The organism is Sporosarcina koreensis, from assembly GCF_001531445.1.
GTDB classification, from domain to species: Bacteria; Bacillota; Bacilli; order Bacillales_A; family Planococcaceae; genus Sporosarcina; species Sporosarcina koreensis_C.
The window spans coordinates 1-21,203 of the sequence record NZ_LQYA01000095.1 but is presented as its reverse complement, the minus strand read 5'-3'; the positions used below and the strand labels follow the sequence as shown (position 1 = coordinate 21,203).

The 21,203-nt window shown below is 44.1% G+C and carries 22 protein-coding genes, 1 pseudogene and 1 riboswitch; of the genes and pseudogenes, 7 read left to right on the top strand and 16 right to left on the bottom strand.

Annotation, left to right across the window (positions count from 1 at the left end; translation table 11 throughout):
* Positions 1-95: 95 nt before the first annotated feature.
* The 4 genes from AWV70_RS11725 to AWV70_RS11710 form a co-directional block, all read right to left on the bottom strand.
* Entirely contained in the window at positions 96-1,076 is a 981-nt protein-coding gene (locus AWV70_RS11725) for an anti-sigma factor domain-containing protein (RefSeq protein WP_060207279.1), read from the bottom strand.
* Positions 1,073-1,819 (bottom strand): RNA polymerase sigma-I factor, encoded by a 747-nt coding sequence (sigI, locus tag AWV70_RS11720; protein WP_060207277.1) that lies wholly within the window; start codon positions 1,817-1,819, stop codon positions 1,073-1,075. Before sigI ends, AWV70_RS11725 begins: the two co-directional genes overlap by 4 nt.
* Positions 1,820-1,903: 84 nt before the next feature.
* Positions 1,904-2,629: a hypothetical protein gene (locus AWV70_RS11715; RefSeq protein ID WP_060207275.1), complete on the bottom strand. Its 726-nt coding sequence runs from the start codon at positions 2,627-2,629 to the stop codon at positions 1,904-1,906.
* Positions 2,630-2,764: 135 nt separating this feature from the next.
* Complete coding sequence (locus AWV70_RS11710; RefSeq protein ID WP_414714833.1) at positions 2,765-4,051, bottom strand: MFS transporter; 1,287 nt, start codon at positions 4,049-4,051, stop codon at positions 2,765-2,767.
* 136 nt (positions 4,052-4,187) lie between these two features.
* Between AWV70_RS11710 and AWV70_RS11705 the strand changes: the two genes are divergently transcribed.
* Complete coding sequence (locus tag AWV70_RS11705; protein WP_082713587.1) at positions 4,188-4,403, top strand: small, acid-soluble spore protein tlp; 216 nt, start codon at positions 4,188-4,190, stop codon at positions 4,401-4,403.
* Positions 4,404-4,570: 167 nt separating this feature from the next.
* Here the strand turns inward: AWV70_RS11705 and AWV70_RS11700 are convergent, their stop codons facing one another.
* The 3 genes from AWV70_RS11700 to AWV70_RS11690 all read right to left on the bottom strand — a co-directional run bounded on the left by AWV70_RS11700 (position 4,571) and on the right by AWV70_RS11690 (position 7,295).
* Entirely contained in the window at positions 4,571-6,127 is a 1,557-nt protein-coding gene (locus AWV70_RS11700) for an ABC-F family ATP-binding cassette domain-containing protein (RefSeq protein WP_060207268.1), read from the bottom strand.
* 189 nt (positions 6,128-6,316) lie between these two features.
* Positions 6,317-6,832, bottom strand: coding sequence for a hypothetical protein (locus AWV70_RS11695; RefSeq protein WP_060207266.1), 516 nt, complete (start codon positions 6,830-6,832; stop codon positions 6,317-6,319).
* A gap of 19 nt (positions 6,833-6,851) precedes the next feature.
* On the bottom strand, positions 6,852-7,295 hold the full coding sequence (locus AWV70_RS11690) for an SRPBCC family protein (protein WP_060207264.1): 444 nt from the start codon (positions 7,293-7,295) through the stop codon (positions 6,852-6,854).
* A gap of 283 nt (positions 7,296-7,578) precedes the next feature.
* A riboswitch (purine riboswitch) is annotated at positions 7,579-7,678 on the top strand.
* A gap of 34 nt (positions 7,679-7,712) precedes the next feature.
* Here AWV70_RS11690 and AWV70_RS11685 point away from each other — a divergent pair.
* Both AWV70_RS11685 and AWV70_RS23440 read left to right on the top strand, forming a co-directional pair.
* Positions 7,713-8,894, top strand: a complete 1,182-nt coding sequence (locus tag AWV70_RS11685; RefSeq protein ID WP_060207263.1) for an MFS transporter — start codon at positions 7,713-7,715, stop codon at positions 8,892-8,894.
* 370 nt (positions 8,895-9,264) lie between these two features.
* Positions 9,265-9,410 (top strand): annotated as a pseudogene (locus AWV70_RS23440) (IS5/IS1182 family transposase); the annotation flags it as partial.
* 269 nt (positions 9,411-9,679) lie between these two features.
* Here the strand turns inward: AWV70_RS23440 and AWV70_RS11680 are convergent.
* On the bottom strand, positions 9,680-10,372 hold the full coding sequence (locus AWV70_RS11680) for an ArsR/SmtB family transcription factor (protein ID WP_060207261.1): 693 nt from the start codon (positions 10,370-10,372) through the stop codon (positions 9,680-9,682).
* 87 nt (positions 10,373-10,459) lie between these two features.
* On the opposite strand from AWV70_RS11680, the gene AWV70_RS11675 reads away from it, so the two are divergent.
* Positions 10,460-10,936, top strand: a complete 477-nt coding sequence (locus AWV70_RS11675; protein ID WP_060207259.1) for a DinB family protein — start codon at positions 10,460-10,462, stop codon at positions 10,934-10,936.
* A 161-nt stretch (positions 10,937-11,097) separates the two neighbouring features.
* On the opposite strand, the gene AWV70_RS11670 is transcribed toward AWV70_RS11675, so the two are convergent.
* From AWV70_RS11670 to cysK, 4 genes are all read right to left on the bottom strand, one after another.
* Positions 11,098-12,081, bottom strand: coding sequence for an aliphatic sulfonate ABC transporter substrate-binding protein (locus tag AWV70_RS11670; protein ID WP_060207256.1), 984 nt, complete (start codon positions 12,079-12,081; stop codon positions 11,098-11,100).
* 23 nt (positions 12,082-12,104) lie between these two features.
* A complete protein-coding gene (locus AWV70_RS11665) occupies positions 12,105-12,857 on the bottom strand; it encodes an ABC transporter permease (protein ID WP_060207254.1) in 753 nt (250 codons plus the stop codon).
* Positions 12,790-13,632, bottom strand: a complete 843-nt coding sequence (locus AWV70_RS11660; RefSeq protein ID WP_060207252.1) for an ABC transporter ATP-binding protein — start codon at positions 13,630-13,632, stop codon at positions 12,790-12,792. Before AWV70_RS11660 ends, AWV70_RS11665 begins: the two co-directional genes overlap by 68 nt.
* A 78-nt stretch (positions 13,633-13,710) precedes the next feature.
* The gene (cysK, locus tag AWV70_RS11655) at positions 13,711-14,640 is read right to left on the bottom strand and encodes a cysteine synthase A (RefSeq protein WP_060207249.1); all 930 of its coding nucleotides are present in this window, start codon (positions 14,638-14,640) and stop codon (positions 13,711-13,713) included.
* A 142-nt stretch (positions 14,641-14,782) separates the two neighbouring features.
* Between cysK and AWV70_RS11650 the strand changes: the two genes are divergently transcribed.
* Positions 14,783-15,559 (top strand): DUF2268 domain-containing protein, encoded by a 777-nt coding sequence (locus tag AWV70_RS11650; RefSeq protein ID WP_060207247.1) that lies wholly within the window; start codon positions 14,783-14,785, stop codon positions 15,557-15,559.
* Between the two features lie 109 nt (positions 15,560-15,668).
* The gene (locus tag AWV70_RS11645; RefSeq protein ID WP_060207245.1) at positions 15,669-15,941 is read left to right on the top strand and encodes a hypothetical protein; all 273 of its coding nucleotides are present in this window, start codon (positions 15,669-15,671) and stop codon (positions 15,939-15,941) included.
* Positions 15,942-16,023: 82 nt separating this feature from the next.
* Here AWV70_RS11645 and AWV70_RS11640 read toward each other — a convergent pair whose 3' ends face one another.
* The gene (locus tag AWV70_RS11640) at positions 16,024-17,412 is read right to left on the bottom strand and encodes an MATE family efflux transporter (RefSeq protein WP_060207243.1); all 1,389 of its coding nucleotides are present in this window, start codon (positions 17,410-17,412) and stop codon (positions 16,024-16,026) included.
* A 188-nt stretch (positions 17,413-17,600) separates the two neighbouring features.
* On the opposite strand from AWV70_RS11640, the gene AWV70_RS11635 reads away from it, so the two are divergent.
* Positions 17,601-18,695 (top strand): DUF2325 domain-containing protein, encoded by a 1,095-nt coding sequence (locus AWV70_RS11635; RefSeq protein WP_060207242.1) that lies wholly within the window; start codon positions 17,601-17,603, stop codon positions 18,693-18,695.
* Positions 18,696-18,731: 36 nt separating this feature from the next.
* Here AWV70_RS11635 and AWV70_RS11630 read toward each other — a convergent pair whose 3' ends face one another.
* Genes AWV70_RS11630 through AWV70_RS11620 form a run of 3 tightly spaced genes read right to left on the bottom strand, consistent with a single transcriptional unit; the run spans position 18,732 to position 20,949 of the window.
* Positions 18,732-19,751 (bottom strand): PD40 domain-containing protein, encoded by a 1,020-nt coding sequence (locus tag AWV70_RS11630; protein WP_060207240.1) that lies wholly within the window; start codon positions 19,749-19,751, stop codon positions 18,732-18,734.
* Entirely contained in the window at positions 19,748-20,629 is an 882-nt protein-coding gene (locus AWV70_RS23835; RefSeq protein ID WP_060207238.1) for a permease prefix domain 1-containing protein, read from the bottom strand. The genes AWV70_RS11630 and AWV70_RS23835 overlap by 4 nt, the downstream gene beginning before the upstream one ends.
* Positions 20,626-20,949, bottom strand: a complete 324-nt coding sequence (locus tag AWV70_RS11620) for a PadR family transcriptional regulator (protein WP_060207236.1) — start codon at positions 20,947-20,949, stop codon at positions 20,626-20,628. The genes AWV70_RS23835 and AWV70_RS11620 overlap by 4 nt, the downstream gene beginning before the upstream one ends.
* Positions 20,950-21,203 lie beyond the last annotated feature (254 nt).

Below are 21,203 nucleotides of genomic sequence, written 5' to 3'. Positions count from 1 at the left end.
TCACTTGCAGGGATTTATGAGCGCTTATACAGGTTTATGATCACTTGAGGTATTATTAAACGAAAAAAAGAGGCTGCTACGGTTCTGTGGCAGCCTCATTTGTTATTTTGCTGATTCTGTTTCTTTTCATTTGCCTCATTCTCTTTTTGCTGCTTATCCGTCGTTCCTTGATTGCCTTTATTATGTTTATGCGAAGACGAATGAGGCGGTGGTCCCTTTATATCCGCATGAGGTGGCACCTTGTCACTTCGGCTATTGTTCGGCTTCACTTCACTCTTCTCCTTAAGCGGGATTTGCTGCTCCTTCTCCTCTTCCACCTTTTTTTGTTGAGGCTGTACCGGAGAATCAATTTCCTTCTTCGGTTTTTGCAATGCGTCTTTTTGCTTTTGTTCCGGTTTTTCCTTGGACGGATCCTTCTTATTAGCGTGCTTCTTTTCTTTTTTTGTCGATTTGAATTGGTGGATCGACATTTTCTTTTTATTCGCCATTTTTCTTTCCGCTGCTGTGCTTTCAGCAATATCCAAATTCAACTCAACATGTTTCATACGGACTTGTTGGACGACGTCTTCAATCATCTTACGCGTTTCCCGTTCACTTCCGCGGCTCTGATAGATTGTCGTAATACTGATTTTCTCGTCAGGTTTCGATAATTTCAAGACAGCCATGTTCAGCACATCAAGGATTTGATGGTTCTCCCATTCAGACAGACGATCCCGTTCAGTCGGCGTTTCATTCAAGTAACGCAATGAAATGACATTTCCTTTCCGGTCCACCCCAAACTCCATCGCAGCGCCGGCATCCAGTTGGACATAAGCCATCACTTTTTCATTCAAAGGACCCCATGACGACATAAAGAAAAATAGAAGGACTGCAGCGGCCAATGCAACTCCGATAAACCGTGGCTTCGCCTTTCCTTTTGCGATAAGAGATGGGACAGCGAGTGTGAATTCGGCCTCTTCCCCAATTTCCGGCGAATTCCCGATCGGAATTCCTCGCAGAAATTCGCCTTTTTCCGTCAGGAACACCATATATTTTGTTTTCTTTTCGCAAACAACGCCTCTATATGTCCGCATCATAGGAGTTCCCCTTTTACGTATTCCTTTATGTATGTAAAATCGTGGTTCAGCAACAGTGCAACCGCAATGATGTATTTTCGATGTCGCTCGATCGTTTTTCTTGAAACTTCGACAATATGTTCCAACTGCTTGATTGGCAGTCTTTTATTTTCACTAAGAAGCTCAAAAAACTCGGGCGTCTCTGCTATGATTTGCGCGATTTGAAAAGCGGTCTTTCGAGAATCCACATGTTTGGGCGATACCTTAGCCAACTCGCTGAATGACAAGCCATATTCCTCCAGCAACCTGCTATACTCAACCATCTCTTCCCGACGTTCCTCTGCGCACCGCTCTTCCGAATAAGAGGAAATCGATGATTCGTCGAAGGCGTATTCTCGGGTCTTTGCATCTCCATCATCTATGATTAAAAGGATGTTTTCCTTCCTCAATGCTTCTTTTCGGATATGATCGATCAGCCGCCGCTTCATGATCAAATGGGCAAATGTCGTAAGCGACGTTTTTTCTTCCGGATCATATTTCAAAACCGCCTCGTGGAATCCGACCATTGCGATGCTAAATTCCTCATCGCTTTCGTCAATGAATCGATCACATACAAAAGAAGCCGTTTTTTTCATGAACGGAGTAAATGCGATGAGAAGATCGTTCAGAACCTTCTCATCGCCGGTCTTCGCCTTCCATACAAGCTCTTTCAATGCTGTATCAGACTTCTTGTTGAAAATTCCTTGTATGATGGACAAAAGCATGGTTATCCCCCCGTTCCCATCAATTCCGATTGCTACGATTGTAAGCGGGGCAACGGAAAATGGAAAGCAGCAAACTATGGTAAATTAGTTTTTCTTCTCTTTTTTCTCTTGTTTTTGCTGTTCCTTTACAGCTTTGCGCTGCTGTTTCAATGCTTCACGTTCAGCTTTTTGAGTAGCTTTCAATTCGTCTTTTTGCTGTTTATGTTTTGCGTTCAATTCAGCTTGAGGATTTTTCGCTGTCACTTTAGCCGGTTTTTCTTTTTGTTCCGGTGCTTCTTCTTTCACCGGTTCTTCAACTTTAATCGTATTCTCAGTTACCGACGCTTCTTCTTTACCTTCCTCTTCAGGCGTTTCAACAACAGGCTGCTTGCTTTCCCATTTTGCGATGGAACGTTCCATATTCCGTTTGATGGCCGCCTTCGCATTTGGATTTTGAACTTGGTCATAAGCTTTTGCTAAAGCGGCAAGATTTCCTGCTGTATAGCCTTCCGGAATTTCAGGCAATTCGTTTTCATCTGTTTCAGTCGCTTCTTTATCAGACCCTGTGGTTCCGTCTTCTTTTTCAGTTTCTAGTGTTCCATTTCCTTCGTCCGTTTCAGGAGCAGTGCCGTTATCCGTCTCCGTGTTATCAACTTTCACAACTTCTCTAACCGGGCTTACCGGCGACTCGTCCACTGTGTCTTTTCCAAGTTCGCTAAGATCGATAATTTCCGTCACTTTCCCACCATCAGCAAGCGCATAGCCAGTCCCACTTATTGTTAAACCTGCGATAAGCAATGCCGCTCCTGTTTTTCTCCACTTCTTTTGCATATCAATCACCTCATCTAAGTTGTTGTCCACTTTGGGACATACTAGTTATTCGAAGCGAGTTCTCTGTTTAAGGGGGTAGGAAATAAAAAAAAGGCGACCGAAGATAACCTTCGTTCGCCCGCTAGATTTATTACCTTACATAATTTCAGCAACTTCCTTGCTTCTACCTTTCATATGAACCCAAATAATGAGCGGAATGAGAAGCAACGATAAATACGCTCCGACAAACCCTAAAATGGCGTAGCTTGAATAAGCGACGATGATGCCTGATAGCAAGCTGCCCGCCGTGCCGGAAAGCGCAACCCACACATCAACAGAGCCTTGCGTCTTCGCGCGTGTTTTCATGTTGGTCGAATCAATAATGATCGCGGTTCCGCTAATCAATCCAAAGTTCCAGCCAAGCCCAAGCAGGATGAGCGCTACCGCAATCCAGAAGAAGGATTCCCCGGGAGCAAAGGCCGCCAGCAATCCGGCAATGGAAAGTGTGACACCCGAAGCGATGACCATGAATGTACGTCCTAGTTTATCGACCAATATTCCCGTTCCAAGTGATGGTAAATACATCGCGGCAATATGAAAGCCGATCACCATTCCGACAGCTGACAAGCCGCTTCCATGATTTTGCATATGAACCGGAGTCATCGTCATGACGGCGACCATGACGAAATGAGATAAGATCAGCACAGCTGCACCGACTACAACACCGATGCGATTCGCTTTGCTTTGCAATTCACGTCCTGCATCTTTCGTCTTTTGCTGAACATTTTTCTCTTGCTCAGCAGCAATCGCTTTCGCAACAAGGAATGGATCTGGGCGTAAAAAGACGAGAAATGTAAAACCTGCTAGTAAATACGCAACTGCCGCCAATATGAAAGGTCCTGCTAAAGCGGGAATACCAAAAGCAAGAGCAACTTCACCCATCGGTGTCACTAAATTCGGTCCCGCAACAGCACCGAATGTAGTCGAAACCATTGCGATACTAATCGCTGTTGCACGCTGCTTTTCATTCGCCAAATCCGTTCCGGCATATCTCGCCTGAAGGTTTGTCGAAGTTCCTGCACCATAAATGAATAATGAGATGAATAATAAAAACAGATTGTCAAACGTGGCGGCAAGTATGACGCCAATCGCTCCAACTCCGCCAGTGATAAAGCCAAGCGACAGTCCGTATCTGCGACCTGACCGCTGGGAAATGCGGCCGACCAGGAATGCAGCAAGTGCAGAGCCAAGCGTGAATAATGCTGCCGGAACTCCCGCAAAGCTTGCAGTGCCAAGCATATCCTTCGCAATGAGTGCTCCAACAGTTACTCCCGCCGCCAGTCCCGCCCCACCAAAAATTTGAGACATGACAACGACGAATAACGTTCGTTTATACAATTTCCGTTGCGCTTCCGGTGAATGAAGAACTTGCTCCACTTCCATTGACATCTTCCCCCGTTCTTTATACCAATAAGGGTATTATATAGAATCATTTTCATTTTTGCGAGATTGCGAGCTTATACATATTTCTTCGTCAGTTGGAAAGACTATTTCATTGAAAAGTGAAGGAGGAATGATCATGCCGAGACCATTACCGAATGATTCTGCCGATAATGTAGACCGATTGAAGAAGACGATCAGCAATATGGAAGCAGCGAACGAAGCGGCGAAAACCGCGGAAGGCGCAGAGCTTGCTTCCATTAAGGAAAAGAATGAACGGCGGAAAGATGCGATAGAAGGATTACAAGAGGAAATCCATCAGGAAAACAAATCGCGGATCAACGGCTACATCTGAAAAAAGCACCTAAGTGGAGGTAACTCACTTAGGTGCCCTTCTGTCACGTCTAGACTCCGGGCGGCAGCATCTCGGGTCATAAGAAAAAGTTACTCTGTTCCAAAAAATCGCTAATTACATTTCTTGCTCGCAAAAGCCGTTCTCCGTAACGGCTTTCGCTTTTGTAATTAAAACATTTTCGTCGTCCAATTTTCTCCGTTCCACACATCCGTCACAACGCCTTCATAAAAATCAGGCTCATGGGAAATGAGCAGGACGCTTCCCTTGTATTCCTTCAACGCCCGCTTCAATTCTGCCTTCGCATCGACGTCAAGGTGGTTCGTCGGCTCATCGAGGACGAGCAGATTCGTTTCTCGGTTGATGAGCTTGCAGAGGCGCACTTTCGCCCGTTCTCCCCCGCTTAGTACTTTCACCTTGCTCTCAATATGTTTCGTCGTCAAACCGCATCGCGCCAATGCGGCACGCACTTCATACTGCGTGAAATGCGGGAACTCATCCCATACTTCTTCCAAGCAAGTGCGATTCGATTCCGTCTTCATTTCCTGCTCGAAATAGCCGATTTCAAGATGATCGCCAAGCTCGACAGATCCTGCAAGAGACGGGATTTCACCGAGGATGCTTTTCAGAAGCGTCGTCTTCCCGATCCCGTTCGCTCCAGCCAATGCAATCTTCTGCCCACGCTCCATCGTCAAGTCGAGCTCCTTCGACAGCGGCTCATCATACCCAATGACAAGGCCTTTCGTTTGGAATAAATAACGTCCCGGCGTACGGGCAAGTTTGAAATCGAATTGCGGCTTCGGCTTTTCTGCATCGAGTTCAATGATGTCCATCTTATCGAGCTTCTTCTGACGAGACATCGCCATCCGGCTTGTTGCAGCATTCGCTTTATTGCGCGCCACAAAGTCTTTCAAATTGGCGATTTCCTTCTGTTGCTTCTTGTACGCCGCCTCCACTTGCTGTTTCTTCATTTCATGGACGCGTAAAAACTCATCATAATCCCCTGCGTACCGCGTAATTTGTTGATTTTCCATATGGTAGATCAAATTAATGACGCTGTTCAGGAATGGAATATCATGCGAAATGAGGATGAACGCGTTGTCGTAGTTCTGCAAGTAATTGCGCAGCCATTCGATATGCTCGACATCCAAATAGTTCGTCGGCTCGTCAAGGAGCAAAATATCCGGCTTCTCAAGAAGAAGCTTTCCGAGCAATACTTTCGTCCGCTGCCCGCCGCTTAAATCGTGTACATCACGGTCGAGGCCGAATTCATCCAAGCCCAGTCCGTTCGCCACTTCATCCACTTTCGAATCAATGATGTAAAAGTCTTTGTTCGTCAGCTCATCCTGCATCTGCCCCGTTTCTTCGAGCAGTTTCTCAAGTTCGTCCGCATCGACTTCGCCCATCTTCGCGAAAAGGGCATTCATCTCTGCCTCCAAATCATAAAGGTATTGGAACGCAGTCCTAAGCACATCACGGATGCTCATCCCTTGCTGCAATACGACATGCTGGTCCAAATAACCGACGCGCACGCGCTTCGCCCAAGCGACTGTACCCGCATCCGGCTCAAGTTTTCGCGTAATGATATTCATGAACGTCGATTTCCCTTCGCCGTTCGCACCGATCAGCCCGATATGCTCGCCTTGCAATAAACGGAACGACACATCATCGAATATCGCCCGATCCCCAAACCCATGACTCAAATTACTTACTGTCAATAAACTCATATGTTGTACACCTTTTCCTTCTGTCAAAATAAAATCCTAACGCTCATAAAACGGTCAAATTACGCATAAATCGCAATAGTCACGCATAAACGTCGGCAATTGCGCATAACTCATTTCAATTGCGCTTACGTCCTTTATTATATAGCGATTTCTTGAATCAGGATAGAGACGATTCGAAATTTTTCATGCTCAAATGGCATGTAGCACACGAAGCGCATCGAGAATACTTTGGAGAAAATCCGGAATCTCCGACATATTCTCCTCATTGATTTTTGTTCTGAATTTCACATCAATGGTGTTCAAATAACCGCGCTCGCCTTCTCCATATAAAAAGCTCAACGTTTGGACGACGAGAACTTCGTTTTCCCAAATATCACGTAACGAATCTTCGATAAGACTGCACTGCTCCGTTTCATGCTGGACACGCTTAAGAAAGCGCACTGTCAATGAACAGCCGGGATTTCCCTCTGGGGCTTCCAATATTTCATCCGCCAAATCCCGTAAAGATGCCTCCAAAATGATTTCGGCAGACACATCTTCTAAATGAAAAAGCGTAAACTGTATAGCGAATATCCGAGAAAGGATGGCAAAATCCATTTGATCCGATCGGTTCGTAAGTTTTATTTCTCTATCGATCGTATCAAGATCATACACTCGGTTTTCAAATGCGACTTTTAAGTTTTCAAAGACTGTTGGATCATACATCGGGACACCCCTCATTGGTTTATAAATCTTGTTTATACACAATTCCATACTCTAAGTATATCTTTAAAAGTGTTAATGCTTCTCCCCAACCTACTGCACATCCAATACACGCTTTTAAGTCTTCTTCTGAATCTGTAAAACCCGTCTCATTAAGTACTACTAATGTTCCGTCTTTATAAGGCTCAAGTGTAAAAGTGACTGTTGAACTTTGTTCTCCTGGCGACCATTGAAAAACAAATCTTTTGTTTGGGTCTACCTCGAGTATTCTCCCTCCATCTTCAATATTTACATTTTCACTACCGAAATTTGTCCATCTTAATCGTATTTCACCAGTTCCATCTAGGTTTATCTTTAAAAATGTGTCATCCGTAAACCAAGCATTCCACCCTTGAGATGTTGAAATTGTTTTATACACTTCTTCTAAAGGTACTTTAATATACGTTTTATGATTTATTTCTGGCATTTTCCTCATCCCCTTTTCCCTTGATTATCCTTACGTATCCCTTCAGCTTTCACTTACTTTTGAAAGTTCGACAAACATGTTGCTTTCCCTTCTTCTTGACTAACTTGTCTCTATTGTTACGTCATCATAAAAATAGCAAAACCCATGAAGTTACAGGTTCTGTTATGCAGGGAGGATTTCTTTATTCCAGATAAGACAGGTCAATCTATGTAACCATAATCGGCAATAAAAATGAAATTGTTCTTGAAAAATTTGTCGGACCATGGTAGATTGGTGAATGGAAATTTCATAACTTCAACATATATGTATAACCTCAATAATACGGTTTGAGGGTCTCTACCAGGAACCATTAACTCCTGACTACAAAGGAACTTACTTTGCAGTCGGGAGTTTTTTATTTATAGAGGAGGATTTTTTATGGATTTACGAGTTTTAATTCTTGCCATATCGACGATTACAGTTGGGCTCGTTGAATTGATCGTTGGCGGTATTTTACCGATTATCGCAGATGATTTGAACGTTTCAATCGGAACGGCTGGTCAGCTCATAACGGTTTACGCGCTTGTGTTCGCCATAGCCGGTCCGGTTTTATTATCATTGACCGCGAAAGTCGAAAGGAAAAAGCTTTATTTACTCACAATGTCGATCTTTTTCATTGGAAATATTATGACCTATTTCAGCCCCACTTTTACATTTGTGATGATTGCCCGCGTGATTACATCGATGAGTGCGGCGCTTCTCATCGTCCTTTCCTTGACGATTACCGCGCGGATTGTCGAAGCGTCCCACCGTGCAAAGGCGCTAGGATATATTATTATGGGGATCAGTTCTTCCCTTGTTTTAGGTGTGCCTCTCGGTATTCTTATAACGAATGCATTCGGTTGGCGTAGTGTGTTTTTAGGGATTGCGGTTCTTTCGATCTGCTCTTTCATTTTCGTTTCCATCTTCCTTGGGAAGGTTCCGATGGGTGACGTTCAACCCCTTTCCGCACAAATCAAAGCACTTGCGAATAAAAAAATCGTCTTTGCCCACTTGGCGACGATGTTCATGTTGGCCGGCCATTATACGGTTTACGCGTACTTCACACCATTCCTTGAAACGAACTTAAACTTGAACCAATACTGGATCAGCATCTGCTATTTCCTATTTGGAATTGCTGCAGTTGGGGGTGGCGCTTTAGGGGGAAATCTTGCAAATTGGATTGGTTCGAAGAAAAGCATTCTCATCATCATTGGTGCTTTCGCAATCATTTTGTTCGTATTGCCCTATTCGACATTCTCATTCGCGTTCTTCATTGTCATCATGATGATTTGGGGCACATTGAGCTGGGCCCTTGCGCCGCCGCAGCAGGATTATATTATACAGACGGATCCTGCTTCATCTGATATCCATCAAAGTCTTAACAATTCTGCGTTGCAAGTCGGAATTGCGATGGGATCAGGCATTGGTGGGCTCGTATTGGGCTATACCGATTCAGTCACAAGCATGCCGACTGTCGGTGGTATAGTTGTTATCATCGCTTTCTTATTCGCTATCGTTTCATTATCGATGACAACTGGCAAGGCAAGACGCCTGCGGGAAGCAAAGGCTGATAGTTAATAAATGAAGTACAGAGGACCTTTATTCTTAGGAGGTCACTGAAAAAGGCCATTTTAAAGGACTCCCCTTAGAACTGTTGATTTGCGTTCCGAGCGGACGCTTTCCGTGGGGCGGGCGGTGAGCCTCCTCGTCGCTTCGCTTCTGCGGGGTCTCACCTGTCCCGCTAATCCCACAGGAAAAGCCGTCACGAAGAACGGCTTTTGCGAACAAAAGCGAAGCGTTGAGAGCACCTCTTTCGCCGCTCTTCACTCCAATCAACGGAACTCAGATAAAATGAAAATGTAAAACAAGCGATTTACTTCCTTTCAACGAGGAATGAATCGCTGTTTTTATTGTATAATCAACATAATAAATTCTGATGGTGTTCACGATGATTTCTAATCAAGAAACTTTAAACCTCAGTCCATACGATATCGTCGTTTCTAAAGATATCTGCTGCGTCAAATAAATGAACTTGTTGATTTCACTTTCATTCTTGAAGGGTTGAATAGTAAATATTGCTTGGATAATGTCCGTGAGTAAGAAATACCAAAGAAAAAGACACCACTTCGTTCAAATTAGAACGAAGTAGTGTCTTTTTAGATTTCGAAGTACCTTACAAATATAAAAGCGTAAGTTTTTCATTGGCCACATTCTCAGTGAGGTCCTTTTTTATTATAAATAAAAAACAGAACTTGGCTAGCAAGCTCCGCGAACAGACCAAACTGTAGATAATTTTCATATGCATATTATTCAGTTCCGCAGCAAATCTCACATAAAATAAAGTATTATTAATCTACTCAAGATTACACTTTGCAATCCGTAATCCCTAATGATTCATATAAGCCAACTCTTCCTGTTCTTGTAACCTTCACAGCCCTATCTGGAAGCTTTTCAATCCAGTGTAAATCTAACAACCGTAATAGAACAGCATTTCCTAAAGCTCCTGCAAGATGGTAACGCCTCTCACTCCAATCAAGGCATTTTCGAGCAAAATATCTTCGTTGATTTCTTAAAACATCAAGATTAATATCAAAATCACTAAAGAATTTCTCACCTTTATCCGTTACAAGAAAATCATTTTCACCCTCAGCTAAATACCCCTTTTGAATGAAGGCTTCAGTTAAGGAAACACCAAGTTTTCCGGCCAAATGGTCGTAACAAGTTCGGGCAATTCGAACCTTTTCCGCTCGAGAAAAATTCTTCAAAGACTTGATGTTCGGGGCTGGCGCAATAACAGTCAACGTTTCTATCGCATGTGCAACGTCGGGGCTAGCTAGACGAAAATAGCGATGGCGCCCATGTTTTTCTACACGAATCAGATTTCCTTCTACTAGCTTCGCTAAATGCCCGCTCGCTGTTTGCAATGAAACATTTGCCTTCCTTGCTAACTCATTTGTTGGAAGCCCGTCAAGCCCAAGTAGAGCTTCTAACATAGCAGCCCGAGATGAATCACCCATCAATTTTGCAACGTACGAAAAATCTGGTCTACTTTCCATTATCACCACTCCAATTACATCCATACTTCGATTATAACCGAATTATCCATATGATAAAATAGTGGAAACACGATAGGAGGAATAAAATTGAATAGTAATGATTTAATAATTCTGAACTTCGAAGAAATCAGGCGTAGAAGTATTAAAGTATGGAAAGCGATACCTGATCATATGCTGGATTGGAAACCCGATGAAAATGCCCTTACTTGCGCTGATATGATCAGACATTTATTAGAAGGTGAGTTTCTATATCACCAAATTCTCCTTAATAGAGGTAGTGGAGCATTATCTAATTCAACCAATCCATTTGAGAAAAAAGAATTCATATCAGTAGATGATGAAATTGCATTTGCTTACCCATATCGTTTGGAATTCTTGAACTATATAAAGTCACTTACTATGTACGATTTAGAAAATGTAAAAATAGACCGTTCAGACGTAGGTTATGTAAGAACACTTGGGGATATGCTTTTGCGTATCGCTTATCACGAATCTGTTCATACAGGTCAGTTATTAGATTATATGAGAACCATAGGAATTGATCGACCTCAAATTTGGGATTAATTTCGAAAGTCAAGTAGAGGGTATGCTCATAAAGTAAAGCCTAATTTCTCCTCACACTGTCGCTAGAAATTAGGCTTTCATTTTTCTGAAGCTTAATTCAACCTCATTATTACATAAATCTTTTATATCTATTATTACTTTGAGGTTTCTTCCATATCAGCCTACTCTCCCAATAAATAAGAAAGATCGATCATCCCTTCAATGTCGCTGCTCGTTACATATCCCGCTTCCTTGCTGATATCCGCCATTTCCTGGATGACTTGTTCATTTACCTCCGTCGTGACTTCAAGCTTTGCGAATGCTGCGGCTGTTTCTTCTTTATTTATTTCTTTCCCCGTCAAATCTTTAATATGCTGGATGACGAGATCTTGTGCTTCTTCCGGGTTTTGTTGGATGAACTCGACTGCCCGTTTATGGGCTTTCAAATAAGCGCTCGCAAACTCTTTATTCTTCAAGAATTCATCGCTGGCAGCAACGACTGTGTTCGTCGATTCCTTCCCCCACGCAAATTCATCCCAGTCGAGGATCAGCTTACCGTTCGCCTGAGTTTCGAGGATATTTCCCCACGGCTCTTGTGTCGCTGCAGCATCGACCGAGTTTTGGACGAATAATGTAGCGGTGTCTGCCGGAGCTGCTGCGAATAATTCGACTGTACCGCCGTTCGATGTCGTTTCGAGATTCACTTCTTTCAATGCTTTTCGAAGCATGACGTCTTGTGTGCTTCCGATGACCGGGATGGCGACTTTTTTGCCGTCAAGATCGGCAAGCTCCGAAACACCTCCGCCTTCACTCGAAACGAGCACAGCTCCTCCGTTCACTGCGCCTGAAATCAAGCGGAACGTCGGGTTTTTCACGTAGAAGTTCAACAATGGACCAGGACCGACTGTACCGACGTCGATTGATTTCGTTGTCATCGCTTCCATGAAAAGCCCGCCGTTGCTAACTGTTTTCGTTTCAATCTTTACATCAACCCCGAATTCCTCCTCAAAATAGCCGTTTTCAAGGGCGACAATCGTTGCGATATGCGTCAAGTTCGGGAAGTACCCGATTTTTACCGACTTACTGCCTGACGAGGAAGAACCGCAAGCAGATAGGATGCCCGCCACTAAAACTGTTAACAACATCATAATCAATGACTTTTTCATTGTCGATATCTCCTTTGTATAGGTCATGCCAGACCCCATTTTTTCTGTACGGAACGCTCCAAACGTAGAAACACAACATTATCCATAATCGTCCCGATCACCGCGATGATGATCATGACTGAGATGACGAGATCCATTTGACCGAGAGACCGTCCTGTTTCAAGCAATTGCCCTAGCCCTCCGCCTGAGCCAAGCAATTCGCCAGCCATCAATGCCCTCCATGAAAATGCCCAAGCGATACGGAGTCCTGATAACAATTGGGGAACGGACGCCGGCAAGATGACAGTTCGAATGAAATGAACCCCTGTCGATCCGAATGTTTTCGCGACCCGTTGATACAATGTCGGCACATTCCGGAATCCGCTCGTCGCACTAACTGTCATCGTCCACGTCGCGCCGATTGTGACGATGAACAGGATCGAGAAATCATTCAAGCCGAACCAGATGATGGCAAGCGGGAACCAGACGATACTCGGAATGGATTGCAACGCGGTTACGAGAAAACCGAGTGTGTCCTCGACTAATTTATATCGCCAAATGAGATAGCCCATAATGACGCCTAAAACGATTGCGATTGCAAATCCGATCAGCAGGCGGCTCATGCTTTTCCCGATTGCCGCTACAATTTGCCCGTTCACAAGACCATTAAAAAGAGTTTCCAACACTTGTGTTAAACGCGGAAACATGAAATCCGGCAATACCGAAAGTCTAGATGTGACTTCCCATATCACCGCTATCATTGCGATGAAGATGATTCGTCGTAAAGCTGTAGTCATCACCCATTTCCTCCTTTAACACCTTTTCAATTTCCTCCTCCAAAATTGCTAAAATCCGTTGTTCTGTATGCAATGTCACACTATCGGGCAACACGCCGTCCGTTGAAGTCGGAACTGGAATGATTTCCTTCACCTTTCCGGGACGGGTGCCGAACACAATCACTTTTTCCGATAGTAAAACGGCTTCCCGGATATTATGTGTAACGAAAAAGATCGTCACTTTCGTCTTCTTCCAGATGTCAATCAATTCTTTATGGAGCACCATCCTCGTCTGTTCATCGAGCGCGGAGAAAGGTTCATCCATCAATAAAATATCCGGTTCCATCACTAATGCTCTCGCGATGGACACCCGTTGCTTCATCCCACCTGAAAGTTGGTGTGGATACGAATGGATATAATTGCTGAGATGGACCATTTTTAACATATCAATCGCTTTTGTCTCGGCCTCTTGCTTCGGCATCTTCTTCAGCAGCAGGCCGTACTTCACGTTTTCCAGGACAGTCAACCATGGAAACAGTCCAGCCTCCTGAAAAACGACGACTCGGTCGGGACCAGGCTTTTTCACTTCATTCCCCGCGATGCGGATACTGCCTTTATCCGCCTTCTCCAAGCCTGCAATCATATAGAGGAGCGTCGATTTGCCGCAGCCGGAAGGTCCAACGATGGAGACGAAGCTCCCTTTTTCCATATCGATATCAATGTGGTCCAGCACTTGAACCTGCTCTTTTCTTTCATTGATGAAACTCTTCTCTATTCCATCGATCGTTACATACATTTCTCACACCTCTACTTATCGGATTAGTTTAGTCGGAATTAGTAGTATGAAAAGGGAGAGGACTCCTATTCCTCTCCTTTAGAAATCAAATAAATCGCTCGATAAATATCGTTCGCCATTATCAGGAGCGATACAGACAACGGTATCATTCGGCGTCAAACGTTTTGCCACTTGCATCGCAGCATAGACGGAAGCACCACCGCTAGGACCAAGCAACAAGCCTTCACGCGCAGCCAATTCACGGACCGTTTCATAAGCGTCCTTGTCTTCAATCTTGAAGATCTCGTCGTAAATGGATGTGTTCAAAATCGATGGGATGAAGCCGGGACTTGTTCCGACAAGCTTATGCTTCCCAGGCTTTCCGCCGGACAACACCGGAGAACCTGCAGGCTCCGCTATATGGACCGTAATACTACTATCGAATTCCTTCAAAAATTCTCCGGTACCCGTGACTGTGCCCCCGGTACCTGCCGTACAGACGAATGCTGTCAGTTTGCGGTTCAACAATTCCATCGCTCTGATAATTTCTGGTCCTGTCGTATACCGATGAATATCCGGGTTCGCCTCATTTTCAAATTGCATCGGAATGAAGCTATTCGGAATCTCCACCGAAATTTCCTCCGCCTTTTGAATAGCACCCGGCATTTTCAATTCACTAGGTGTCAACACGACCGTTGCACCGTATGCTTTTAAAATATTGATCCGCTCGAGTGTAGAAGAGTCCGGCATGACGATAATCGTTTTATACCCTCTCGCTGCGGCGTTCATTGCGAGTCCGATTCCTGTGTTTCCAGATGTCGGCTCAATAATCGTATCTCCCGGTTGCAATAAACCCGCTTTTTCCGCTTCGATTATCATATTGTATGCCGCACGGTCCTTAACGCTTCTGCTCGGATTGAAATATTCAAGTTTCACATAGACATCTGCGCCATGTTGGTCGGGAAGGCGATTCAATCTTACTACAGGCGTTTCGCCGATCAACTCGGCAATATTATTCACTACACGCAAACCGTTCCACTCCTTCTCGTTTCTTGGTTTAGTTGATTATAGCAGATTAATCCCTTTAATACATAGTAATTTAGTAGGTTTTAAAATTATCGGAACTTCCCTTCGTCACTGGAATATGATAGTTCAAAAAGGAGCGTGCAGCATGGCAATCGTCCGGACAGACAAGTGGATAGCGGAGTCTCATGGAGACCCTTCCAAAGTATGCAGGCACTTAACCCAATACTTTCCCACTGCTTCCGCTGCAGAAATCCTTCTTCACCTAACAATGTTCGGCATGTATATCACCGCAAAACAAGGGAGAGCGCTCAGCAAGAAATTGCAAGACCAAAACGTCTGGGAAATCACTTCAAATGAAATGGATTTGCTGCGCAGCGAATGGAATGGCCCTTCTGTCCCCGTTTTTATCTTCCCTGCAGACGTCGACAACAAAGAACTGACCCGCGAATTCAATGGAAAAGCGGGAGTAGCTTATGCAGATAAGCTCTTTTTATTTATATCTCCTCATAATACGGAAATTGAAATCGGGGCGTTACTGACACATGAGTACAATCATGTATGCCGCCTAAACAGTTTTCCGAAACGGGAAGATGAGTATACACTGTTAGATACAATCATTCTTGAAGGATTGGCAGAAATGGCTGTCGAGCAACGATTCGGCAAGGCATCCACTTCCTCATGGACTTCCCTTTATTCAGACGAACAGTTGGCTCGTTTTTGGAAAGCGTTCGTCCATCCGAATCGGCATCGTGTAAAAGAGACTGTTATCCATCAGGAAGTGCTTTTTGGTTCGGGTCATTACCCGCATATGGCTGGATATGCTGTGGGCTATTATCTAGTCCGAAACTTCTTGAAGGGTACAGATTTTCATGCAGAGGACGTATTGACCCTCTCCTCAACAGAGATTGCACGGCTATCCTAAATGGAAAAGGTGCACCTTCTAAACAAATGCAACGGTGTGTTTGTCCCCCTTGAAGAAAAATCCCTCACATATGATGTACTATGTTCAATCGAAATGGGGTGACAACACGATGTCAGTTCAACATTATCATTCTTTGTGCAGCAAGCATATCGGAAGGGCTGTCGTAATCGGAACGAGAGATGGACGAACCCATAGAGGGATCATTCAAGGTGTCAGAGGCAATAGAGTTTTTTTAGAACCATTTGGCCGCCAAAGAAATTTAGGCGGATTCGGATACGGATTTAGAGGCGGATTTGGCTTTGGGCGTGGGTTTGCTTTCGGTGCAGGCATTGCACTTGGCTCAATCGTAACTTTCGCTTTGCTCCCGTTTTTCTTTTTCTGATGATTGTATAATACAACAAGTATAAAAAAGAAGGTCTCTCATTATGAATCTATTGAGAGACCTTCTTTTATCATTCCTTCATTCACACGGCATCCGACTTCGCTTCCGCTTCACGTACAGGTTCCACAAGTGCGTACCGTTCCCACACGCGGCTTTTCCAACGGAGCGACATGATGATGGCGCGCGTCCATTCGTCGACTGAAATGGCTAGCCATACACCGACAAGTCCAAGATCGAGGACGAACACGAAGAAATAGCCCAACGGTAGACTCATCATAACCATCGAGAGAGCTCCCATCAAGACGGGGAATTTCGCGTCGCCCGATGCCCGGAGCGAATTGATGATGACCATGTTGAACGTCCGGCCGGTTTCGAGTAAACACGATAACAGCAAAACAGATGCACCAAGCTGGATAATCTGCTCGTTGTCGGTAAAGAGCCGCATGAGCGGGTATCGGAATGTCATGACAAGGGCGACTAAGATGACAGTGAAGATGAGCGCCCGTCTCAACGATGCCCAAACTTGGTGGTACACTTCCTCCTTTTCACCGCTTCCGACGAGACGACCGACGATAATCGACGTCCCAAGCGCGATTGCGAGTGCGAACAAATAGCTGAACATCGAGATGTTCGTCGCATACTGTCTCGCAGCAAGCGCCTCCGTCCCTAAGTAAGTGACGTAGTAGAGGAATACGATTTGGCACGCCTGGTACAGAATCTGCTCGAACGCTGAAGGCAGTCCGATATGCAGGATCTTTTTGACGTATTCCTTTGACCACGTAATGTAATAGTGGAATTCAATGCGATATTCAAGCACACGGTACAGCAGCCAAATAAAGACAAACACTGCAATCAAACGGCTTCCGACAGAGGAAATCGCAGCTCCTTGTACGCCTAACGCCGGCATACCGAACTTCCCGAAGATGAGCGCATAGTTCCCGATGACGTGGATGATGTTCATGCCAAGCGAAACAAACATCGTCTGTTTCGTAAATCCATGCACACGGATGACTGCAGCGAGCGAATTAATGATTGCTTGAAGGAAAATCCCTCCTCCGACGATGATCAAATACGCTTCCGCATGAGCAAGGACCTCCCCTTGTAAATTCATCGCATTCATCATGCGGCTTGTGAATAGAATGAACACACCGCTAATTCCTAGCCCTACCAGCAAATTCAACGACACGGCCAGCGCTGAAATCTTCGACGCTTCAATGAAACGTCTCGAACCTAAATATTGCGAAACAACGATAGCTGCCCCGTTTCCGACAACCTCGAGAACAAGGATTGCAATCATCACGTATTGATTCGCCGCTCCGACGCCCGATACAGCATCATCGGACAACGCACTCAACATGAATGTATCCGCCAAACCCATCAGCATGAACAAAAATAACTCAAGAAAAATCGGCCACGTCAGATGAAACAAGTTAAGTTTCTTCCCCGGGCCGTTGGCTGTAACTGCCGCCATCTATTTATCGCCTTCATTTCTATTTAAGATATTCAAAACAGGAATTAGCTTATCATAGAAATCAACAAATTCACAATGGGTTTGCTTGATATTTTTAAAAAATATGCACCGGTATTAAACGCTAGTAAATTATTTTTGTCGGTATGTTAGGAATAGTAAGTTATAATAACACGAAAGGAGTTGACTACATGAAACAGATTTCAGATGAACTAATTAGCTGCATTGATCAAATGACGGACGATAATATTGCGGAAACAAGGGAGAGGATCAATAAGTTATTTGATTTCATCGAGCTGTCCATAGGATTATGGGGATCCGTTCCATTGATCAATGTTGCGGCGGAACCCGAAAAGAAGGAGCTTGACATACTCGATTCGAAAAGGGAAACATCCCAGAGAATGATTGTCACGAGCAATTCTGACGCGACAAACCTGGGAACCCCTATGGAAAGAAAGTTAAAAGGCGGGATTTTAAAAGGAAAGACCGGGGATATATATGTCCCGGAAAAAATCGTTCGGATGCATGGGTTTGCACATGGGGATTATATCGAAGCAATCGGGGATCGTCTAAAAGATCTAGTTTTCATTAAGAGAAAAAATAGTGTAACGGAGCATGAATGCAATCGAATCGAAATCGATTATTGTGTTATCACAAAAACTTCAGACGGGTTATTAGTTGCAGATCAAATGATCACAAACGGGAGGTTATCAAGAATAAAACTCGATGGCGAGTCTCCTTATCAATTTTTAATTAGCCAAAGAGATAGTGACACGTATAGTTTGAAAGAAGGAAGTGTCGTGACAATCGCATTTCATGAATCGGATCCCCTGTCATTCCGAGTCGTCTGGTGTTATCCCGAACACACACATGAAATCACAAGACCTGAACCTAAACCATCCAGTTTTTATAAGGATAGTACTGCGAAAAAAGAAAATGTCTGGTCAGATGTTGAATTGAACTTATTAAAAAATAAAAAAATAGTAATTATCGGGGCTGATTTTCGGAGTGCCGATTTCATGCCGCTCGCGGAAAACGGAAATTTTTCATTAGATGTTTTTAGTGGAGACGAAAGCAAAACCCGTCTCAAAGCAGCTGTCAAAAACAAAGACTTGATCATTTCAGCAAGTGAGCACTCCTCACATCGCAGCAGCGGATTAGCCAAAGAATGCGCCAAGAAGTACAAAATCCCATTCCGCGCAGCACCTACTAGTCAATCATCGATTAAGAAAGCGATGATCCATGGAATTAAGGAATCCTATATTCCTTTCCACTCCTTTTTCTAAGAAGGTGCTGGGGACTGGGACGTCCGGTTCCTAGCACTATTTCAGCAGTACTTCCTCTATGTCCTTCCCTTCTTCAGACATACGGTACAGCTGATAAAGAGGTTGCCGTTCTCCGAATTGGCGATCCACTAAAAAGTAAATTCGGTTATCTGGCCCCGCTACCGGTTTAGAAGCATGCTCCTTTAAATTCGTCAGCTGTTTCGTTTCATGCGTTTTCCAATTGTAGCTGAATAACTCGTATTCAAAAATTCCGTTCGGTCCTGTGCCGCCGACAGCCTGGTAGACGATCTCTTCCCTTTCCGGGAGAAGGTGGAAGTCATATAGATCTTCTTCGCCAGCCGGATCACTGATTACAATCTTTTCGTCTGGTGCAGCCAACGGAATTTCGAAGATGCGCTGCTTGGATGCAAATACATCCTCCGCCGATTGTACATGTTCATCATCATCCATTTGAATATACACAGATTCATTCGTCGCGGACACTTGCATTGACTGCATATTATACTTTTTCAAATCGGTATATTTCGTATGCTCATTTTCCTTGAGATGGATGCTATGCACATCAAAATCATGCGGCCGCTCGCCTGCAACCGGAGAATAGTTCGTAAATGTCTCCGCTTGCAAATAAAAGAGAAGCTCAGAATCCTTCGGGTCAAATGCCAGTTCAGTGATCAATGCCTTTTCATGAAACACCAGCTGATCCGCAAGTGTCTCCATTTGTAAAAGATGCACTTCACTCTTGCTGCTTCGACTCATCTCTTTATCGCTCACGACATACGCAAGCTTTTTCCCATCTTTTGAGAAACTGATGTCCAAAATCGTTTGGTCAACAGGCAACTCGATAACCGGCTTTTCATTTCCGTCAGGAAGGTAAATTCCTGCTTTTCCTTGATCAAATGCGACATAAGCAATTGAACCATCGATGGACACATCGTAAATTCCGGTCAATCCATTTTGCTTTTCATTTTCATCTTTTTCAAACACCAAACCAAGCACAATGAAGGCTATTGTAACGAGACCGATACTTCCGATGAGGAAACTGAATGATTTTTTCATGCCATCCCTCCTATAGTTCCTAATAGCCAATAGCCGATGGCACACACAACTACGGCAGTTTGAATAAAGACAATTGTATACGCCCACTTTTTCTGTTGTTTCGCAAGTAATTGCATTTGGCTTGTATAGGAGAGAATCCATAAGCCAAGTGGAATAAGCAGTAAGAAAAATGCAGGCGATATCTCCGAGCTGAACAACAGGAATGCCCATAGGAAAAATAATGTAATGAGGATGATCACGATTCCCGTTGAAATATTGATAAAGTGAATCCGTTTCGCATCTTTCGCCCATGGTTGGCGATTTGAAGAATAATCATATATTGTCGTTCGGTACACAAGAACAACGGCAAGCAATAGAATCAGACCTGCAATGATTGTCAACCCGATGGACATTGGATGATAAACATCGGTCGCCAATAAAAGCCCATAGAAAAAAATCATGATATGAATGAGCAGCAAGCTATTCATCCATAAGCGCCGATTCAAGGAAGAAATCGGTCTTACGGTAATCAAAAGCAATGCCGTGCTACTGAGGACAGCAACAACCAACCACGGAATATGCGCGTCCCCCATTACAAATAATTGAGACAAGTAGACACCATACGCTAAAAGCAACGATGCCACAGATAATCCAAGCATCATTTCCCTTCGATACGGATACATCGCCTGTTGAAGTTGCTGGCCAATCTCCCGTTCTTCTCCAAAGTTTGTCATAGCGGTTCGCATTGCCTCCTCTTCCGTAAATCCTTGTTTTTTGTAATCTATGAATGAACATTCCAAATGAGAGAGCAGTTCTTCATACAAATCTTCCCGTTCCTCTTGATTACTGTCGGTCTCCTTTACAATTCCCTCGACAAAGCGTTGAAAAACCTGGTTCATATCAAACCTTCCGAACTTTTCCGGACAAGGCCATTCATCCACTTCCAATTCTCGCGCTTGCTTTCCAAAGCGTCGTTGCCTTCATCGGTCAGGCGATAATACTTTCTCCTACCACCATCCGCTTCCTGCCAATAGGATTCAACCCATCTCCTCTTTTCCAAACGCTTTAACGCCGAGTAAAGAGTCCCTTCACTCATCTCGTACGTATCATCACTTACCTTTTTTAACACCTTGACGATTTCATATCCATACATATCGCGTTGCGCGATGAGGGATAATAAAATTAAGTCAATGCTCCCTTTCATCATCTCTTGATCCAAATCGTTCACCTCTTTACAAACATCGTAACACGAGGTACATCGTAATGCAATGTAAAAGGAGGAGGTTTCCATTGCCGCATACTAAAATAACCGTTACGACATATCAGCCCCGACAAATGATCATCACACGGGACTGGCGCTCATAAATCCCCGCAAGTGATCATAAAACAGGAAAGGCGCTCATAAATCCCCGCAAGTGATCATAAAACGGGACTGGCGCTCATAAATCCTGGCAAGTGATCATAAAACGGGAC